The 17,229-nt window shown below is 45.4% G+C and carries 16 protein-coding genes; 8 read left to right on the forward strand and 8 right to left on the reverse strand.

The genetic code is table 11. The annotated features are described in order from the left end of the window. The first annotated feature begins 111 nt into the window (after positions 1–111). Positions 112–1,662, forward strand: a complete 1,551-nt coding sequence (locus ACLWBD_RS13080) for an acyl-CoA dehydrogenase family protein (RefSeq protein WP_413568488.1) — start codon at positions 112–114, stop codon at positions 1,660–1,662. On the opposite strand, the gene ACLWBD_RS13085 is transcribed toward ACLWBD_RS13080, so the two are convergent. Together ACLWBD_RS13085 and ACLWBD_RS13090 are read right to left on the reverse strand one after the other, a co-directional pair. Continuing rightward, the gene (locus ACLWBD_RS13085) at positions 1,640–2,608 is read right to left on the reverse strand and encodes an HTTM domain-containing protein (protein ID WP_413568490.1); all 969 of its coding nucleotides are present in this window, start codon (positions 2,606–2,608) and stop codon (positions 1,640–1,642) included. The genes ACLWBD_RS13080 and ACLWBD_RS13085 overlap by 23 nt on opposite strands. Continuing rightward, positions 2,586–3,161, reverse strand: coding sequence for a hypothetical protein (locus tag ACLWBD_RS13090; RefSeq protein ID WP_413568491.1), 576 nt, complete (start codon positions 3,159–3,161; stop codon positions 2,586–2,588). Before ACLWBD_RS13090 ends, ACLWBD_RS13085 begins: the two co-directional genes overlap by 23 nt. A gap of 317 nt (positions 3,162–3,478) precedes the next feature. Between ACLWBD_RS13090 and ACLWBD_RS13095 the strand changes: the two genes are divergently transcribed. Next, the gene (locus tag ACLWBD_RS13095) at positions 3,479–4,390 is read left to right on the forward strand and encodes a murein L,D-transpeptidase catalytic domain family protein (RefSeq protein ID WP_063204827.1); all 912 of its coding nucleotides are present in this window, start codon (positions 3,479–3,481) and stop codon (positions 4,388–4,390) included. 59 nt (positions 4,391–4,449) lie between these two features. Here the strand turns inward: ACLWBD_RS13095 and ACLWBD_RS13100 are convergent, their stop codons facing one another. Next, positions 4,450–5,826 (reverse strand): mannose-1-phosphate guanylyltransferase/mannose-6-phosphate isomerase, encoded by a 1,377-nt coding sequence (locus ACLWBD_RS13100; protein WP_413568492.1) that lies wholly within the window; start codon positions 5,824–5,826, stop codon positions 4,450–4,452. A 245-nt stretch (positions 5,827–6,071) separates the two neighbouring features. Between ACLWBD_RS13100 and ACLWBD_RS13105 the strand changes: the two genes are divergently transcribed. The 3 genes from ACLWBD_RS13105 to ACLWBD_RS13115 are packed head-to-tail and all read left to right on the forward strand — an operon-like array spanning position 6,072 to position 9,064. Beyond that, positions 6,072–7,181: a DegT/DnrJ/EryC1/StrS family aminotransferase gene (locus tag ACLWBD_RS13105; protein WP_373998070.1), complete on the forward strand. Its 1,110-nt coding sequence runs from the start codon at positions 6,072–6,074 to the stop codon at positions 7,179–7,181. Beyond that, positions 7,181–8,032 (forward strand): 3-deoxy-8-phosphooctulonate synthase, encoded by an 852-nt coding sequence (gene kdsA, locus ACLWBD_RS13110; protein WP_413568494.1) that lies wholly within the window; start codon positions 7,181–7,183, stop codon positions 8,030–8,032. The genes ACLWBD_RS13105 and kdsA overlap by 1 nt, the downstream gene beginning before the upstream one ends. A gap of 36 nt (positions 8,033–8,068) precedes the next feature. Next, the gene (locus ACLWBD_RS13115) at positions 8,069–9,064 is read left to right on the forward strand and encodes a lysylphosphatidylglycerol synthase transmembrane domain-containing protein (protein ID WP_063204831.1); all 996 of its coding nucleotides are present in this window, start codon (positions 8,069–8,071) and stop codon (positions 9,062–9,064) included. A 47-nt stretch (positions 9,065–9,111) separates the two neighbouring features. Here the strand turns inward: ACLWBD_RS13115 and ACLWBD_RS13120 are convergent, their stop codons facing one another. Further along, entirely contained in the window at positions 9,112–10,113 is a 1,002-nt protein-coding gene (locus ACLWBD_RS13120; RefSeq protein ID WP_413568495.1) for an HAD-IIIA family hydrolase, read from the reverse strand. 104 nt (positions 10,114–10,217) lie between these two features. Between ACLWBD_RS13120 and ACLWBD_RS13125 the strand changes: the two genes are divergently transcribed. From ACLWBD_RS13125 to ACLWBD_RS13135, 3 genes are all read left to right on the forward strand, one after another. Further along, on the forward strand, positions 10,218–10,742 hold the full coding sequence (locus ACLWBD_RS13125; RefSeq protein ID WP_063204833.1) for a TIGR03546 family protein: 525 nt from the start codon (positions 10,218–10,220) through the stop codon (positions 10,740–10,742). 12 nt (positions 10,743–10,754) lie between these two features. Next, positions 10,755–12,707 (forward strand): TIGR03545 family protein, encoded by a 1,953-nt coding sequence (locus ACLWBD_RS13130; protein WP_413568496.1) that lies wholly within the window; start codon positions 10,755–10,757, stop codon positions 12,705–12,707. Positions 12,708–12,887: 180 nt separating this feature from the next. Continuing rightward, positions 12,888–13,970 (forward strand): hypothetical protein, encoded by a 1,083-nt coding sequence (locus ACLWBD_RS13135; RefSeq protein WP_063204835.1) that lies wholly within the window; start codon positions 12,888–12,890, stop codon positions 13,968–13,970. A 44-nt stretch (positions 13,971–14,014) separates the two neighbouring features. Here the strand turns inward: ACLWBD_RS13135 and ACLWBD_RS13140 are convergent, their stop codons facing one another. From ACLWBD_RS13140 to ACLWBD_RS13155, 4 genes are all read right to left on the reverse strand, one after another. Further along, a complete protein-coding gene (locus ACLWBD_RS13140; RefSeq protein WP_063204836.1) occupies positions 14,015–14,587 on the reverse strand; it encodes a TlpA family protein disulfide reductase in 573 nt (190 codons plus the stop codon). Between the two features lie 213 nt (positions 14,588–14,800). Next, entirely contained in the window at positions 14,801–15,184 is a 384-nt protein-coding gene (locus ACLWBD_RS13145) for a hypothetical protein (protein WP_413568499.1), read from the reverse strand. A 290-nt stretch (positions 15,185–15,474) separates the two neighbouring features. Further along, a complete protein-coding gene (rplQ, locus tag ACLWBD_RS13150; RefSeq protein ID WP_063204838.1) occupies positions 15,475–16,002 on the reverse strand; it encodes a 50S ribosomal protein L17 in 528 nt (175 codons plus the stop codon). Positions 16,003–16,182: 180 nt separating this feature from the next. After that, a complete protein-coding gene (locus ACLWBD_RS13155) occupies positions 16,183–17,214 on the reverse strand; it encodes a DNA-directed RNA polymerase subunit alpha (protein ID WP_063204839.1) in 1,032 nt (343 codons plus the stop codon). Positions 17,215–17,229 lie beyond the last annotated feature (15 nt).

Genomic DNA, 17,229 nt, shown 5'->3' on the forward strand with positions numbered 1-17,229 from the left:
AAGAGGGCTCTTATAGAAACAAGCTTACAAATCAGCAACATCTTTTTAAAAAAAGGCTTGGTCGAATGACATATTGTTGCCCTTTTCCTCTGAAAGCCTAAACTATCAGGTATGAAAAATTTTTATCAAGAAGGCCCAAGCCTTACGAACACTTATCGTGCTGATGAAACTCTTCAGAAATTCCTAAAAAAAGTCCTCCCGGCCGATGTGCAAAAAACGGCTCTTCCCCACTTAGACCATTTGGGCGAAAGAGCGGCGACAGATATGCTTGCATGGGCCGCTGAAGCCGAAGCGCAACCTCCTCAACATGTTCCCTTCGATCCCTGGGGGCGAAGGATTGATGAGATTAAAACTTCCAACGGCTGGAAGGAATTAGAAAAAGTGGCCGCGACGGAGGGTATTGTTGCTACGGCCTATGACCGAAAATTCGGAGCTTTTTCTCGCGTTTATCAGATGGCGCTGCTTTATCTATATTCGCCCAGTTCGGCGATTTTTTCATGCCCACTTGCCATGACCGATGGTGCGGCCCGCGCGTTAGAACTTTACGCTGGAAACGATTTGAAAGAACGTGCGATGCCTCACCTGCTTTCTCGTGATCCAAAAACTTTTTGGACGGCAGGACAGTGGATGACTGAAAGAACCGGTGGGTCGGATGTCAGCGAGACTTCGACAGATGCTCTTCCCTATTCAGGCGAAAGCGCATTTTCCGCGACTCATGCTTTGCATGGAACCAAATGGTTCACTTCAGCAACGACTTCGCAAATGGCTTTGACTTTATCTCGGCCCGAAGGCGCTCCGGCGGGCTCTAAAGGTTTAAGTCTGTTTTATCTTGAGCTTCGCAACAAGCAAGGTCAGTTGAACAACATTCAGATTCACCGTCTTAAAGATAAATTGGGTACAAAAGCTCTTCCGACGGCGGAACTCAGCTTACAAGGGACTCCCGCCCGTATAGTGGGCGGCGAAGGCGACGGAATTAAAAAAATTGCGAGTGTTCTAAATATCACGCGTATTTATAATTCCATCTGCGCTTTGGGCCACATGCGACGCGCTTTAGATCTTATCCAAGACTATTCACGTAAAAGGAAGGCCTTTGGAAAGCTCTTAATTGATCATCCTCTACATCGTGAAACACTTCATGCTTTAGAAGAAGACTTCCGCCGCTGTTTTGCATTCAGCTTTTTCGTTGCTCATTTACTAGGGCAAGAAGAGGTTGGCGAGATTTCAGCCTCACAAAGAGTTCTTTTGCGTTCGTTAACACCGATTCTGAAATTATATACGGCAAAAAAATCAATTCATATTTCCAGTGAAGTCGTTGAGATGTTCGGTGGCGCTGGGTACGTCGAAGACACGGGTTTACCAAGACTTCTACGTGATGCCCAAGTCTTTTCAATCTGGGAAGGAACGACGAACGTGCTTTCTCTAGACATGTTACGGGCCTTTGAAAAAGAACAAGCTTTGCCGATATTGATGGAATATTTCAAAAACTGTAAAGCGATGAAGGACTCTGTTCCGAACTTCGTTGATAAGTGGACCGTGTTCCAGAAGCAGATCGGTAGTTTAGCTAAGGGCTCCCCAGAGGAATGGGAAACCCACGCCCGCCGCCTGGCCTTTATGGTTGGCGACTTGATGTGCGAAAGTCTTATCCACGAATATTCGCTTTAGCGGTTTTAAGAAGTCCGCGAGGAAGGGAAAACTTTGCAAACAAAGTTCCCTTCTTAGCGGCTTCAAGCACCCACTGAATATCTCGAGACTCGACCATGCAAAGCATTCCGACAATCATCACCCACTCAAAAAGGGGAATGCTCATGGAAACTTCAATTCCCAGATGCAACCCGATTCCTGCGAGTAAAACCCAGTAACGGAACTCACGAATCCAGACCAGTGTTCCTAAAGAAAACTCGATAATCAAAGTAGACCAGGTTAAAAACTTAATCACCATCATGTCATTCAAAATAGAAAGTGGCACACGCATAAATTCATCCAAGCGAGTCGCGATGTACACGGCGGTGCCATCTGCCCACAAGGGCCCCTTCATTTTAAACATCACTGTCGCGACGTAAATTACACTAAATTGAATCTGCATAAGACGCAATGCCCACGGGGCCTTTTCGGGAACGTTGTCGGCTGAAATCTTTTTTCTTTTAATTAAAAGCCAACGGTCGAAAGAATAAAGCGCCCCGGCCGGAGTGAAAAATAAAAGAAACAAGAAATTTCGAATCACCACATCAGAACTATTTAAAACAAAGACGTTCCGATTGTGGAACGATAGAAGTGTGAAAAATGTGATTGCGATAGAAGTGCGGGTATAACATCCCAACAGCACGCCGATCGCGCCGATAAGATTTAATAGCGCCAAAAGCTCCGCAACCCCTGCTTGATTCGGAAATAATTCAAACAGATTGAATCGGAATCCGTGACTGAACTTGAGTGCCGTCTGCAAACTTAAAATCCCGTCAACGCCCCAGAATATGTCTAAATGGCTCCACATCATAAACCAGTTGATAAGAAGGATAACTCCGAATGCGATTCGCAAAAGAGCTACACTGTGAACCGGTTGAGGTTTAAAAAAGAAGTCGTTTAAAGAATTAGTTATTGTTGTTAGCTTCATGACGAACCTGCTGATTAGATTTAAATTGGAAGACGTTTTCAGAAGTGAACTTACTGCTTAAGGTCCCGTGGGGAACAAAAACTTTTGTTGGCGCCGCCACAATATTGTGATGACGATAAAACTCCAGGGATTCAAACTCGCGTCCTCGCCCTTGCTTTTCTAATTTCATCACTTCGCGGGAAACATACTTTGCAAGATCGGACCAGAGATCGGTCTTTTCCATCGGTATAAGATTGTCTTGTTGAAACTTTCTGAATCTTTCACCCGACGTGAAGCGGTCAAAGCTATCCATTTGAGACGGGCGCGGAAACGTCCACTGTTCTGTAGATCCATCTTTGAAATTAATAGTGGCCGTTAAATACGAGTTCACTGCCGAAGGATTTGGAGCGAACATGCTCCATGGTTGATCCAGCGCAAAGAAAATCTGATACCGAGCTAGTGATTTTAGAATTCGATCTCCAACGACACTTCGGTCTGGAAGTCCCGCCGTTACTAGCATCGTAATATGGATAGCGATAAACGCTGAAATCAGCGCCTTTTGTAGCTTAGCCATCAGTCACCCACCCTTTATTGTGTAATCCAGCACGGGAATCTACTTCTACGTATCTGCCTGGTCCATTTTCATTCGGGCAAAGTAGATTAAATAAAACTTCTGTTAGATTTCTAGGGCTTAACAAATACAACGGACGTTTCGATGGAACTTCTTGGACCTGTGTAAAACTTATGGCCACTGGGGACGGGAAAGGGCACTCGGCAACAAGGATTGATCATGGAGATAAAACCAGCTTCTTATGGTACCCCGAACACCCTGGCACACACCTTGTATTACGTACCCCAGATTGTGGAATCATTTAGAATAAGGAACCTCTCATGTTCAAAGCACTAAGCCTTATCTCCGTCACGCTCTTAAGCTTACAAAGCTGGGCTGGCAGCATTTACGACGTCAAAATCAAGAACGTACCTCTTTATGATGTCTTTAAAAAACAGGGCGTTCCTGAGGCGGCTCTTCAAAGGACTTTTGAATTCTTGGATGTCAATGGTGGGAAAACCGTTCGTGTCCGTACCAAAGTGCGCGCCCGCACGAGCACTTTCATGGCTGAAAAAGAGGTTACGATTAAAGATGATAATATGGCGGCCATTATCGATTTTTCTCTTCCTTCCAGCGAGCGTCGTTTATTCGTTATGAATCTTAAAACAGGTGCGGTTTCAAAACACTTCGTGGCGCACGGAAAAGGTTCCGGAGTGAAAGTCGCTTCGAAGTTTTCAAATATCGATGGTTCAAAAATGTCTTCTTTAGGATTCTATCTTGGCGGCACCACTTACTATGGTTCCCATGGTCAATCCCTGAATCTGTATGGCTTAGAGTCTACGAATAGCAAAGCTGCGGAACGCGACATTGTCATGCACGCTGCAGACTATGTATCTGAAGATTTCGTGAAATCACAAGGTCGCTTAGGTCGCAGCTGGGGATGCCCGGCCGTAGCTCCAGGAATCCTGCCTAAAATGATCAATAACTTTAAAGAAGGTGGCGTGATCTACGCTTACCATAAAGACTTAATCAAAGCCTCAACGAAGAACCCGACCCTTCAAGAAGTAGAACACGATGGCGACGATGAAGATATTGATTTACCGGGTGAGGAAGAATCCATTCGTAACGGCGGCGCTCCCATTAAAACCGCGGAAGTGAAGCAAGAGTCTGTGGGTGAGCTGGCAACTGTTCCAGTTCCCGCTCCAGCACCTCGCGAGCAGATCGCCACTCCGGCGCCCACAGATCAAAAGTAATTTTTTGCGAGTCCTGAAAATTTAAAAGGGATGCTTTTACAGCATCCCTTTTTTTATTGTTAAGACCGTTTGTAGTCATCCTGATATCGTACGATATCATCTTCACCGAAGTAGCTTCCTAACTGCACTTCCACGAACTCGAGCATCTCATTCGTGTTGTTGCGAATGCGGTGTTTCGCTCCCAGTGGGATATGGATATGAGTCCCGGCTTTTACCGGAATCACTTCATCATTCAAAACCACTTCACCCGCACCAACCGTGATCGTCCAGTGCTCTTCACGCTTAGAGTGTGACTGATACGAGATTTGAGAATGCGGGTTCACGCGGATGACTTTGGATTTGAAATGAGGTGTGTCTTTCAAAATCTCAAAGTAACCCCAAGGGCGATACTCAAAAACATGATCCTTGACCAAAGAGGACTTATGCTGAGTTAAAGTTTCCACGACGTGGCGAACATCTTGCGATAAGCCTTTTTTTACAAGCATCAAAGCATCTTGAGTATCGACAACGATCACATCATCCAAACCCACGAAAGAATAATTTTTTTCTTTGGGACCAAAGACGAAGTTATTATGTCCTTTGACGTTGATGAGATCGTGGCTTTTCTTCAAAGAAGAAACCGCATCCCAAGAACCCACGTCACTCCAGCCGAATTCCGCCGGAATACAAGTCAACTCTTCTCCACCCAGCTTTTCCATGATCGCATAGTCGATAGAAATGCTTTGCACTTTGCTATAGATGTCAGCCAGGTTTGAAGAGTCTTCTTTCAGATTTGAAATCTGCTTCCACATCTCTGGCTGATGTTTTTCAAATAAGCTGATCATGTGAGACACTTTGAAAACAAAAATTCCGGCATTCCAACTGAAACTGCCCTGTGCAATAAATTCCTTCGCCTTTTGCAGATCCGGCTTTTCGTGGAACTTCACGACAGAATAAGCTTTAAGTGCGCCCAGTTCCTTCAAACTGACCGCGCGCGTTTGGATGTAGCCATAGCCAGTTTCTGGGTACGAAGGCGTGATGCCCAATGTGACAACACGGTTTTCTTCCGCTACTTTCTGCGCGAAGTTGACGACCTCAAGAAAGTTTTCTTCTTCTGCAATAAGGTGATCCGAAGGAAAGATCGCCACGACTTCATTGCTCAGACCTTTTTTTGCCAAAAGATGGCAAAGAGCCGCAATAGCGGGTGCGGTGTTCTTACCCATGGGTTCGTAAACCACTTGCACCGAAGTGGCTTTATTTTGTTTTAAATTAAGCTCCGTCAAAGTCTCTAACGCCTTGGAGGTTACGATCCACGGAGAGCCCAATTTTAAACATCTTTGCAAAGTCATCGTCTGCAAAGGCTGATCAAAAATCTCAGAAAATTGTTTAGGCATATGCTGGCGAGAGACCGGCCACAAGCGCGTTCCGCTTCCCCCAGAGAGTATAACTGGTATCAAAACTACCTCCGAACCAAGTTCACAATCTATATCACTAAACCGTCTAAGTGCGTAATTATAGTCACAGATTTGGGGCATTTGGTCATAAAACTGAGGCCTTTTGTAAACAGCCGGCGTAGCTTCCTCACCACAGTGGACAAAAATGCTCTCGACCCAAAGCCGTAAAGCCTTGTCAGCGTGGACTTTTCCCTCGAAGAGGAGGATACTTTTTTTGTTTTAAAAACAGCAATTTGGAGGCTCTCAAAATGTCTATCCCTTTTATCGACCTTAAGTCTCAGTACAAGGCTTTAAAAACAAATATCGACTCTCGCATTCAAAAAGTTTTGGATCACGGCGCTTACGTCAACGGCCCTGAGGTTGTTGAACTTGAACAAACACTCGCAAAATACGTCGGTGTAAAACACTGTCTAACAATCGCCAACGGTACGGACGCTTTATGGGTTCCTTTGATGGCTTTGGGCATCGGTCAAGGTGATGAAGTTATCACGACAGCTTTTTCTTTTATCGCCACAGCAGAAACTATTGTTCTTGCAGGCGCAAAACCTATCTACGTCGACATCGATCCAAAAACTTTCAACATCGACGTTACAAAAATTGAAGCGGCCATCACTCCACGTACAAAAGCCATCATGCCTGTTTCTTTGTATGGTCAAATGCCAGAGATGGACAAAATCAACGAGATCGCAAAGAAACACAATTTGGCGGTTATTGAAGATGCTGCGCAAAGCTTCGGTGCTCGCTACAAAGACAAACGCAGTGGCAGCTTAACAACGGCAACTGGAACAAGCTTCTTCCCGGCAAAACCTTTGGGTTGCTATGGTGACGGTGGCGCGATCTTCACGAATGACGACAATCTTGTAAAAATCATCAAAGAAATCCGCGAGCATGGTTCTGAATCTCGTTACTATCACACTCGTCTTGGTATCAACGGTCGCTTGGATACAATCCAATGTGCGATCCTTCTTGCAAAAATGGAAAGATACGACTGGGAATTGGAACAACGTCAGCGCGTAGCAGATCGTTACAACGACGCATTCTCTTCAATCAAAGCTGATGGCTTCACAACTCCATTTGTTGAGACTCACAACAAGTCTGCTTGGGCTCAATACACTTTGACAGTGAAAGACCGCGCCGCTTTCCAAAAGAAAATGACAGATGCGGGTGTTCCGACTTCTATCCACTACCCACGTATTATGCCAGATCAACCTTGGTACAAAGAGCACACGGCAGATCCAAAACAGGAACTTCCGATGGCTCGTTGGGCGGCAGAACACGTGATCAGCTTGCCAATGTATCCTGATATGGACAATGCGACTCAAGATAAAATCATCGCAGCAGTTAAAGGGGCGTTCTAATGAATACCGGTTTTGGTCCGTTGAATAAACCTGTCGTACTAAAAAACGGCAGCGAAACTATCACTTGGGGCGACGGCAAAAATTTCGTCTTGTTCGCTGGTCCTGATATTATCGAAGATGAAGGCATGGTTTTAGAGACAGGAAAAGAAATCCAAAGAGTCACAAAAGCTTTGGGCATTCCTTGGATCTTGAAATGCTCTTTCGACAAAGCCAATCGTCAAAGTGCTACAAGTTTCCGTGGCCCGGGTGTGAACTCGGCGCTAAAAAGCCTTGAAAAAATCAAAGGCGAGTTGGGCTGTGCTCTTTTGACAGACGTTCACGAAACAATCCAAGTGAAAGAAACGGCAGAAGTTGCAGACGTACTGCAAATTCCTGCATTCCTTTCTCGTCAAACAGACTTGCTAGTGGAAACAGCGAAAACAGGCAAAGTGATTCACATCAAGAAGGGTCAATTCTTGGCTCCTTGGGATATGAAAGCCATTGCTCAAAAAGCCGTGAACGCTGGAAACGATAAGATCCTTCTTTGCGAACGCGGAACGACTTTCGGTTACAACCGTCTTATCAACGATATGACGGGCCTCGTAGAAATGCGCCGTTTGGGTTTCCCAGTGATCATGGATTGCACGCACTCGACACAGTTGCCAGGTGCAACAGGTGAAAGCAGCGGAGGTCGTGGTGACATGGTATGGCCTTTGGCGCGTGCGGCGATGGCCGTAGGGGTTGATGGTATCTTCCTTGAAACTCATCCAAACCCTGAAAAGGCTTTGTGTGATGGACCAACGTCACTCCCACTAAAGAACCTAGAAACGGTTCTTACGAACCTTAAAAAAATCTGGACGACTCATTTCTAAGTAGAGTTCCGTCCTGAATTCAAGTAAGACTGAACCATGGTTAAGCACACGAAAAAGCTCCTGGTTCAGTCTTTAAAAATCGCCTTTTCTGCGGCGATTATTTTTTGGTTGATCCAATCAGGAAAATTAAACTTCTCTGCTCTCAAGAATCTTCTGACTCCTTGGGCGGCGGTGACAGCTTTATCGCTGGTGGCGCTTAATATTTTCTTCGCTAGTGAACGCTGGCGTATTCTGATTCGCTCTCAAGGCCTTCCGGCCCGTTCTTGGCCTGTTTTTAAGCTGACTTTAATTGGCGCCTTTTTTAATTTCGCAATGCCCGGTGGCGTTGGCGGAGATGTCATTAAGGCTTATTACTTCACACGCGAAAATCCCGGCAGCAAAGTTGTGGCCGTCACAAGCGTTCTTATGGATCGCGTCTTGGGGCTTTTTGCGATGATTTTACTCGCGCTGTTAGTGATGTTCTACGATCTAAATCACATCGTGCAGACACCGGCTCTTTTGACTTTGTTTTATTTTATCTGCGGTTTGTTCGTGGCGTTTCTTATTGCCTTAAGCATGATCTTTTCTGTGAAGCTCTATGATAGTGGCGCCGTTAAAAAAGGTATTGCCGTGCTTCCACTTTCAGAGAAGTTTTTAAAACTTTACGAAAGCATGCATCTTTATGGAAAAGATGGAAAACGTTTTATTGCCGTGATTTTGATGAGCTTGGTGTCCCAAGCCTGCTCTATCGCTTTTCTTTACCTCGCCGGCAGAATGGCGGGCTTTGACGAGGTCTCTGCAAGAACTTACTTCCTCGTTGCACCCCTTGGATTTATGGCGACGGCGATTCCTATCTCCCCTGCTGGCGTCGGCGTAGGACAGGCTGCATTTTACTTCCTATTTAATCTCTACGTAGGAAAACAAATTGAGTTAGGCCCTACCGTGATCACTGCTTTTCAAGTAGGTACATTCGTCATCAGCTTAAGCGGAGCTTTCTTTTACCTTCGCCGCAAAGATCGCGTCGAAACAAAAGAAATTGAACAAGAAACTTAATTATAAATCAAGACAGCTTTTTTGTGCTCCCAAGCTGAGGGGCAGTTCTACAAAATAATGTCGGCGAAAGTCTGCGCCCACTCATACTGAAGGCGCGGATCCTTTTTCTTAAATTCTTCTAACGACGCTTGTTCTTTAACGAGCTTATCTGAAGACAAAAGATATAAACGACCCACTCCCGCAGAATATCCCGCAAGAATATCAGAAGCACTGTCACCCACCAGGATTGACGTCTCCATTCTCACGTGAAGCTTTTCATCCACCATTTGCAACATACCGGCGCGAGGCTTACGAAGGCCTGCATAAAGATTTCCAACAGGCACACCTTCTTCGATAAAGCTCGACCAAACACATTCGTCGATCCAGGCGCCTTTTTCGGCCAAAAGCGAAAGCATTTGTTGGTGCACGGCTTGATACTCTTTCCAGGAAATCCAACCGCGCCCCAAGCCCGATTGATTCGTTACCAGAGCGACCCAGTAACCCTTCTTATGAGCGGAATTGATCAGTTCGATGATTCCTGGCAGTAATTGCACTTTTTGCGCTTCTTTATTGTACGGGACATTTTTAACGACAACGTCGTCTCGATCTAAGAAAAGACACGGAGCCTGACGAGCCTCCCCAAACTGTGGAATTGCCGGAAGCTTTTTCCAATTTTGCTTCAATGATCCTAAAACTTGCGTCCAGTCATTCAAACTGCAATCGGACCATACAAAATCGACAAAAGGAGTCTTAACGAAATTCTTTTTCGCGAGAATCAAACGCTGTCCCTGCAGAACCGAGTTCAAGGCATCGACCAGCTCCCCTTGCTCTTCAAAAAACAGAATCAGGTCCGTAGCCTTGGTACGAAAAGTGGCCGATTGAATATCTGCGACCGAGCGTCTGACAAAAGGGATCTCGTAACGAAAATGGCTTAACAAGGCTTCAAGATACATATCCTGATCCGCCGGAGCTTTGTCTTTAAGGAAGACAATCTGTCCACCCATTTGAACTGTTTCCCGAATCAGAGTTTCCCACTGCATCATCTTAAAAATCCCCGTGTCAGAAGCCATTGATTTTCTGTGCCTTATTTTACGACAAGTTGCCTCCCGTGTCCTCGGCTTTCTACTTGCCGCCTTGCATTTTAGCTTATTAGAATTTCACCTGGAGGAACGACATGACTCTCTTACTGAAGCAGATCTTCAATTTTTTAAAGCTCCTGAATTCAGACACAGGAACGAATCAACTGGCTGTGGGATTATCACTGGGATTAATTCTTGGATTCTCTCCCGTCCTATCCATTCAAACGTTGATCGTTTTCTTTTTGATTTTTATTTTCCGCGTGCAAATCGGCGCCGCTTTTATCTCGGCTTTCTTTTTCAAGTTCGTGGCATTTCTTTTCGACTATCCCGCGCATCTTTTGGGTAAAGCCGTTTTAGAAACCGAAGGCCTTCGACCTTTATTCACAACGATGTACAACATGCCTTTTGTTCCGATGACCCGTTTTAATAACAGCATCGTGATGGGATCCATGATTGTATCTCTTCTACTTCTGCCATTCGCCTTTGTCGGTTTCAAAATCATGATCATCAAATATCGCGCAACGGTGGTGGCTCGCTTTAAGAACACGAAGTTCTGGAAAGCGTTCGCCGCAACGAAGTTTTACAACTGGTATCTTAAATACGATGAGCTTTACGGATAAGGCGGAATAAACATGGCAAACACAACACAAGACACTGCAAAGCCCCTCAAGAAAAAAGGTATCATCCGCTGGGAAGCCATCATTCCTTTTGCGATCATCTGTGCCATCATTGCGCTTTACTTCCACTTCTTCTTTGATACGCATCTGCGCCGCGCGCTTGAATGGGCCGGATACAAAGCCGTCGGTGCGGAAGTGAACATCGCAAACCTGGAAACGAGCTTCTTTAATGCAAGTCTTCGCATTCAAGGGATTGAAGTCACGGACGCAGAACGTCCCACACACGACTCCATCAAAATTGGCGACATCCGTTTTTCGATGCTTTGGGATGCCCTTCTTCGCGCCAAGGTGGTTGTTAACGAAGCCGCCGTTGAACAAATTGAATTCGGTGTTCTAAGAAAAAAACCAGGCAAGGTGAAGCCTCCCGAGCCCGACGATGGCCAACCTAGCATGACTGAAAAACTGAAGGCTCAAGCTTTGAAAGAAGCTCAAGAGCAATACGGCGACAACGTTCTTGGGGACGTCATTGCCATGCTCGGCGGGACCGATGCCAACGCCCAACTGCAAAAGCTTCAAGAAAGCCTTCCTTCGAAGGCCATGCTTGAAAAATTCGATGCGGAACTGAAAGGCAAACAACAGGCTTGGGATGCCCGTCTTAAAACTTTGCCTCAAGAAAAAGACATTCGCGCTTTGAATGATCGCTTGAACAAAATTAAGTACAAAGATTTTAAAACGCCGCAAGAGTTGCAAACTTCCGTGCAAGAGCTGGATAAAGTTCTTAAAGACGGCGACGCCATGTACAAGCAAGTGCAAACGACTGGCGACGATCTGGGAAAAGATCTGAAAGCTGTAGAGACTCAGTACAAAGACATCGAACAGCAAGTGAAGACCGACATCAAGTCCTTAGAGCAGCACTTCCGTATTCCTCAATTAGATGCGAAGGCCATGACTCGTGCGATGTTCAATAAGTACCTGGCTCCTTACAAATCAAAATTCTATCGCTACAAAGAAATGGCAGATAAGTACCTTCCGCCAAATTTGATGAAGAAAGATAAAAAAGGCGAAGACATTGCGATCCAACCTCACCCTCGCGAAAAAGGTATTAGCTACGAATTTGGCCGCGCGAACTCTTATCCCCTTTTCTGGGTGAAGCGTACAGCCGTAAGTTCTCAAGCGGGTGTGACTCCCGATGCCGGCAACATCAAAGGTGAAATTTTAGATATTACTTCAAATCAACGTCTTGTGGGTAAGCCGACCGTGGCGACTTTGGCAGGTGACTTCCCTTCTAAAGAAATCTTTGGCTTCTTGTTGCGTCTGTCCCTGGACAACACAAAAGCTTTAAGTGAGATCGCGTATAAATTCAATGTCGATGCTTATTCAATTCTGGGTAAAGACTTAGTGAAAACTCCAGATGTCTCTATCGCTTTCAACAAAGCCACAGGCGCGATGGGGATTGAAGGTAAGGTTGTTGGTCTTAAGAATATCGTTTTGGCGATGAACAATAAGTTCACCAAAGTCGACTATGCCATTTCTGCTAAGAACGAAGTCGCTGATCAAATTTTGAAGGCGGTTTTTGCGGGGATCCCTGTGGTCACTCTCACAGTAGATGGACAAGGTGACTTCCCGGATATTCCACTTAACATCAACTCGAACTTGGGACCTGAATTGCAGCAAGGTTTTTCAAAACAAATTCAAGCGAAAGTCGATGAAGCGCGCGCGCGCATTCAAGCTGTCGTTGACCAAGAGATCGGTAAGCAACGCGCCCAAGTAGAGGCTCAGCTAAATCAGTTGCGTGGTCAGTTCGATGGCGAAGTTAAAAAAGCTCAGGCGCAAATAGAAACTCAACGTAAACAAGCAGAGTCCCGCATCGATCAAGCGAAGAAAGATGCCGAGAACCAAGGCCGCAAACAGCTGGAAAAAGAAGGCCAGAAAGCTCTCGACTCTTTGAAAGAAAAATTCGGCTTCTAAAGTTTCCGGTTTTTCTGTCTAGGATATTTTTTTGAGAGTGTCGAAGCTCTCTACAGGACCTGTAAAGAGCTTCGACACATTCCCTAACTTACTGTTTTTACTTCTAAATTCGCCTCACTTTTTTGAACCTGCCCCTTTTTTTAGCACAAGTTTTCATGCTAGCCTGACGATGAGGTAAATATGAAAGCTTCGATTCCAACTTCAAAATTGATTCTTAGCTGTGTGATCGCCACCCTCGGCACGGCTTGCGCCAAGATGAACTTCACCCCTGTTCCCGAACAGGACAAGGCTTCTATCGTCCCGCCAACGCCTTCTAAAACGGTGACATCCACGGAAGTGGTTGCTTATGGAAATAAGCAAGTCGACTTCCTGTTGGTATTGGACGATTCAAACTCGATGCTTCCCGAGCTGCAAAAACTAGCGGCGCGTATGTCGAGCTTCGTAAACTCTTTGGACGCCAGCAACATCGATTGGCAAATGTGCTTAACGACGACGCGAGGAACTTCTCAAGGCGGTTCACTCGTTTACGGGAAGCCTCTGAATTGGAGCAGTTATTCTCCTTCGTCGGGCCCTGCTTACTTGCTAAAAAAAGGCACGGCGAACCTCAATACGATTTTCACTTCCACAGTGAATGCTTTAACTATTGGTGGCTCTAATTCAGGTGATGAGCGCGCCATCAAAGCGACTCACGATAATTTCCTAGATACTTCTCACAGCTGTTATCGTCCTGGCGCCGCTGTTTCCGTCATCGTAATTTCCGACGAAGACGAGCGCTCTGTCGGTGGCAACGCCAGCCGCGTGAAGCCCAATGATGCCGACGGCGTTTTCCAACCTCTGGAGTCTTCTGACCAACCTACGACATTGTTAGATGTAGCCCACAGCACTTTTGGACAAGATTTACGCTTTACTTTCAGCTCAATCATTGTGAAGCCAGGCGATTCTGTGTGCGAAGCGGAACAAGACCAAAACGTTTCGCCGAGCCATCCTGGATACGTTTATTCCGAAATGTCGCGCCTTACGGACGGAGGCGTCGGCAGCATTTGTGATGCCGACTACAGCGCCAACCTAAATAACTTCCGCGACAAAATCGTGAACTCTTTGTCTTCTTTGAATTTACAGTGCGACCCTGCTGAGGGTACGTTGAAAGTAAGAATCGGAGGACTTGAAGTCCCCGGCATCAAACTCGATGGAAAAGTTTTGAAATTCAGCTACCCGCTAGTTGAAGGAACGCAAATCGACTTGATGTACGACTGTAAAGATTAAGAATCTCATTCCTGCCTTTGCTAAGGATCCGGCGAAGGCTTTTTCTATTGCGCTGGCCTTCCTAAAAGAGAATTTACGTAGGCAATTGAATCTTTGTTATACCAATCGATCGTGCCCACGATCTTCTTAACAAGCTTCTGGTCTTTTCCTAAAACCATCGACTCGGGAAGACGCGCCACTTGAAACTGCTTCATCAGGCTGCGATCTTGGTCCCACACAATTTTGATATTTTCACCCTTCATTTCAGGGAAGGACTTCATAAAGACGTCGATATCTTCGCGCAGGCTATCGCCAGAAACTGCGATCAACTGAACTTCGCCTTTGAATTCTTTCACAAGTTTGATCAAAGAAGGAACTTCTTCGATACAGGGTCCACACCAAGAAGCCCAGAAGTTGAGGATAACGACTTTACCTTCCATCGATTTCAGATCAAAGCTTTGGCCTTCTAAGTCCTTCGCTTCAAAATTGGGAACACCTTCTTTTTCCATACGCTCTAAAGCAGAATAGTTGTTCGCACCCGTCTCTTCCACACGTGAGCCCATCCAATGATTAAATCCCCACACTCCTAAAACAGCGAAGATAACAACGACGATAATAGCTTTAAGATGTTGTTTCATAGGAACTCCTTACATGCAGATAGCACATAAACTGTAGGCCAATCTCGTGAGGAGAGCAATCAATGAGCCCCGCAATACCAAGCCAGCGACAAAAGGTTGCATGGCAGACTGTTTTACACTCATTTTGGTTTTTTGAGCCGACACCGCGGCCAGCCCACTAGATGTCTTTTAGATTTAGCGGAACTGTAGCGGTCACGGTCGTTCAGGAGATCTTCAAGCGTCACTCTTTGTGAAGTTTGAAGAGCCTCTTGGAGCAGACAAAATCTCCATGACCTGAACTCCATCACCCGGAAAAATCGCAAAATGAGGGTGATCTAAAAACATCTGCGCCGCCTCTTGGTGAGACTCTGCTTTTACAACGATAAAGTTCCCTTGCAGCGCCGGGATATCTTGAACACCTTGATTATCCACTAGCTTCGTATTCCCTAAGGGCCCACCCTCATAGACAACAGCATCCTTGTACTTTGTCGCCCACTGCTCGCGCGCGGCGGTGCCCTTTTTCATGCGCTCTTTTTGCTCTTCGGGACTTAACTTTTTCCAAGATTCATGAGCTTTACTATTCTCTGCACAAGTGAAAATCGCTAAAAAATTCTTCATACAGCTCCAAGTTCATTAATATCTGTACCGAGTTGTTGAGCTTCTTCGGGTTCGCAAGAACAGACTCCCGGGTTCAAGCGCCGTTACTCACCCCAATTTAATGTAACAGCTAATCGAGGAATTGCCTCCAAGGAAGTTTACATCCCGATTCCCGCAATAAAGTACAAACGCATATTACGTAAATAAATGAGAAGAATGATTAATGATTAATGATTAAGGACTAAGCACAAAAAGAAAAAGGCCCTGATTACTCAGAGCCTTTTTTGAAAACTTATTTTTGAGATTCAAAATTAAGCGCGAGCTGCTGCTCTGTCTTTCTTTTGAGTCTTTTTAACAGATTTCTTTTTAGCCGCTACTTGCTTAGTAGTTGCTTTCTTAGCTGCAGAAGCTTTTTTAGCTGCTTTTGGTTCTGCTTTAGTCGCTTTCGCGTCTTCTTTAGCAGCGCCTTTAGCTTCGAAATCGTAGTCTACGAACTCAAGGAAAGCCATCTCAGCAGTGTCACCAGGACGACGACCGATTTTGATGATACGAGTGTAACCACCTGGGCGTGTCTTGAAACGTGGAGCTAGATCAGTAACGATTGAGTTAACAGCTTCTTTGTTAGGGTAGCGAGACATCAACAAACGAGTTGTTGCCAAGTCACCTTTTTTACCAAGAGTGATAGCTCTTTCAACGTGACGACGTACTTCTTTAGCACGGTCAACAGTTGTAGTGATACGGCCGTGCTCGATAAGAGAAGTTACAAGACCTCTCAACAAAGCTTTTCTTGGGCCAGATTTACGATCGAAATGTTTTACTCTTCTTCTGTGTGAACTCATTTTGTTCTCCGTTTGAACGGGCTGACCGTATTAGGTATCAGCACGATAGAACCCCGAAGGGTCACTTTTAAGGGCTCCTTGCCCCGCAACCCCCGCAAGGGTCACTTGTCCAGAACACCATCATTGGCAATTCTTAAAAAAACGATGGGAGTTCTACCTAAGCAGAACTCCCTTTAAATCTTACTGAGGAGTCTCTCTCTTTTGAGGAGGTTGACTTGGATCCCAACCCGGAGGTGGCCAGCCTTCGATTTTCATACCGAGGCCAAGACCCATCTCGCCCAAGATCTCTTTGATCTCGTTAAGAGACTTACGTCCGAAGTTTTTAGTTTTAAGCATCTCTGCTTCAGAACGAACAACCAACTCACCGATGTAACGGATGTTAGCGTTTTTCAAGCAGTTAGCTGAACGTACAGACAACTCTAGATCGTCTACAGAGCGGAACAAATTCTCATTCAATGAAGGAGAACCCATTTCGCGAGCTTCTTCAGCTGGCTCCATAGTTTCGTCAAAAGTAAGGAAGATTTGAAGTTGTTCTTTCATGATTTTAGATGAAAGCGCAACTGCCTCTTCTGGTTTCAAAGAACCATCTGTCCATACTTCAAGTGTCAAAGCATCGTAGTCAGTTCTTTGACCAACGCGTGCATTTGATACGTTGTAATTTACTTTTCTAATCGGGCTGTAAAGAGCGTCTACGCCGATGAAACCTACTGGAAGGTCAGTTTCTCTGTTTTCAACAGGAACATAACCACGACCGAAACTTACAACGATTTCCGCGTTGAAGTTTGCGTTTCCACCCAAAGTAGCGATGTGAAGATCTGGGTTCAAAACTTCGATCTTATCAGAAACTTGGATATCGCCAGCAGTTACTTTGCCTGGACCTTTTTTAGAGATCTTCAAAGTAACAGAATCAGAAGTGTATTGTTTAAAACGCACTTCTTTAAGGTTCAAGATAATGTCAGTAACATCTTCAAGAACATCAGGAATCGTAGTGAACTCGTGCAATACGCCTTCAAACTTAACAGCCGTAATTGCAGAACCCATCATAGAACTCAAAAGAATTCTTCTTAGGGAGTTACCAAGAGTAACCCCGAAACCTCTTTCGAGGGGACGGATAATGAATTTAGCGTAGTCATCACGAAGAGTATCACGATCAACCTCAAATCCCTTTGGTTTGATCATCTCTCTCCAGAACTTATAATAGTGCTCTTGCATGCTTCCCCCGAGAGG

The sequence above is a fragment of the Bdellovibrio sp. HCB117 genome, from assembly GCF_047305915.1.
GTDB classification, from domain to species: domain Bacteria; phylum Bdellovibrionota; class Bdellovibrionia; order Bdellovibrionales; family Bdellovibrionaceae; genus Bdellovibrio; species Bdellovibrio bacteriovorus_B.

What these genes read in the sequence shown, in the direction of transcription:
- ACLWBD_RS13080 (WP_413568488.1), top strand. Translation starts at nt 112, where the DNA reads ATGAAAAATTTTTATCAAGAAGGCCCAAGCCTTACGAACACTTATCGT.
- ACLWBD_RS13085 (WP_413568490.1), bottom strand. Translation starts at nt 2,608, where the DNA reads ATGAAGCTAACAACAATAACTAATTCTTTAAACGACTTCTTTTTTAAA.
- ACLWBD_RS13090 (WP_413568491.1), bottom strand. Translation starts at nt 3,161, where the DNA reads ATGGCTAAGCTACAAAAGGCGCTGATTTCAGCGTTTATCGCTATCCAT.
- ACLWBD_RS13095 (WP_063204827.1), top strand. Translation starts at nt 3,479, where the DNA reads ATGTTCAAAGCACTAAGCCTTATCTCCGTCACGCTCTTAAGCTTACAA.
- ACLWBD_RS13105 (WP_373998070.1), top strand. Translation starts at nt 6,072, where the DNA reads ATGTCTATCCCTTTTATCGACCTTAAGTCTCAGTACAAGGCTTTAAAA.
- kdsA (WP_413568494.1), top strand. Translation starts at nt 7,181, where the DNA reads ATGAATACCGGTTTTGGTCCGTTGAATAAACCTGTCGTACTAAAAAAC.
- ACLWBD_RS13115 (WP_063204831.1), top strand. Translation starts at nt 8,069, where the DNA reads ATGGTTAAGCACACGAAAAAGCTCCTGGTTCAGTCTTTAAAAATCGCC.
- ACLWBD_RS13120 (WP_413568495.1), bottom strand. Translation starts at nt 10,113, where the DNA reads ATGGCTTCTGACACGGGGATTTTTAAGATGATGCAGTGGGAAACTCTG.
- ACLWBD_RS13125 (WP_063204833.1), top strand. Translation starts at nt 10,218, where the DNA reads ATGACTCTCTTACTGAAGCAGATCTTCAATTTTTTAAAGCTCCTGAAT.
- ACLWBD_RS13130 (WP_413568496.1), top strand. Translation starts at nt 10,755, where the DNA reads ATGGCAAACACAACACAAGACACTGCAAAGCCCCTCAAGAAAAAAGGT.
- ACLWBD_RS13135 (WP_063204835.1), top strand. Translation starts at nt 12,888, where the DNA reads ATGAAAGCTTCGATTCCAACTTCAAAATTGATTCTTAGCTGTGTGATC.
- ACLWBD_RS13140 (WP_063204836.1), bottom strand. Translation starts at nt 14,587, where the DNA reads ATGAAACAACATCTTAAAGCTATTATCGTCGTTGTTATCTTCGCTGTT.
- ACLWBD_RS13145 (WP_413568499.1), bottom strand. Translation starts at nt 15,184, where the DNA reads ATGAAGAATTTTTTAGCGATTTTCACTTGTGCAGAGAATAGTAAAGCT.
- rplQ (WP_063204838.1), bottom strand. Translation starts at nt 16,002, where the DNA reads ATGAGTTCACACAGAAGAAGAGTAAAACATTTCGATCGTAAATCTGGC.
- ACLWBD_RS13155 (WP_063204839.1), bottom strand. Translation starts at nt 17,214, where the DNA reads ATGCAAGAGCACTATTATAAGTTCTGGAGAGAGATGATCAAACCAAAG.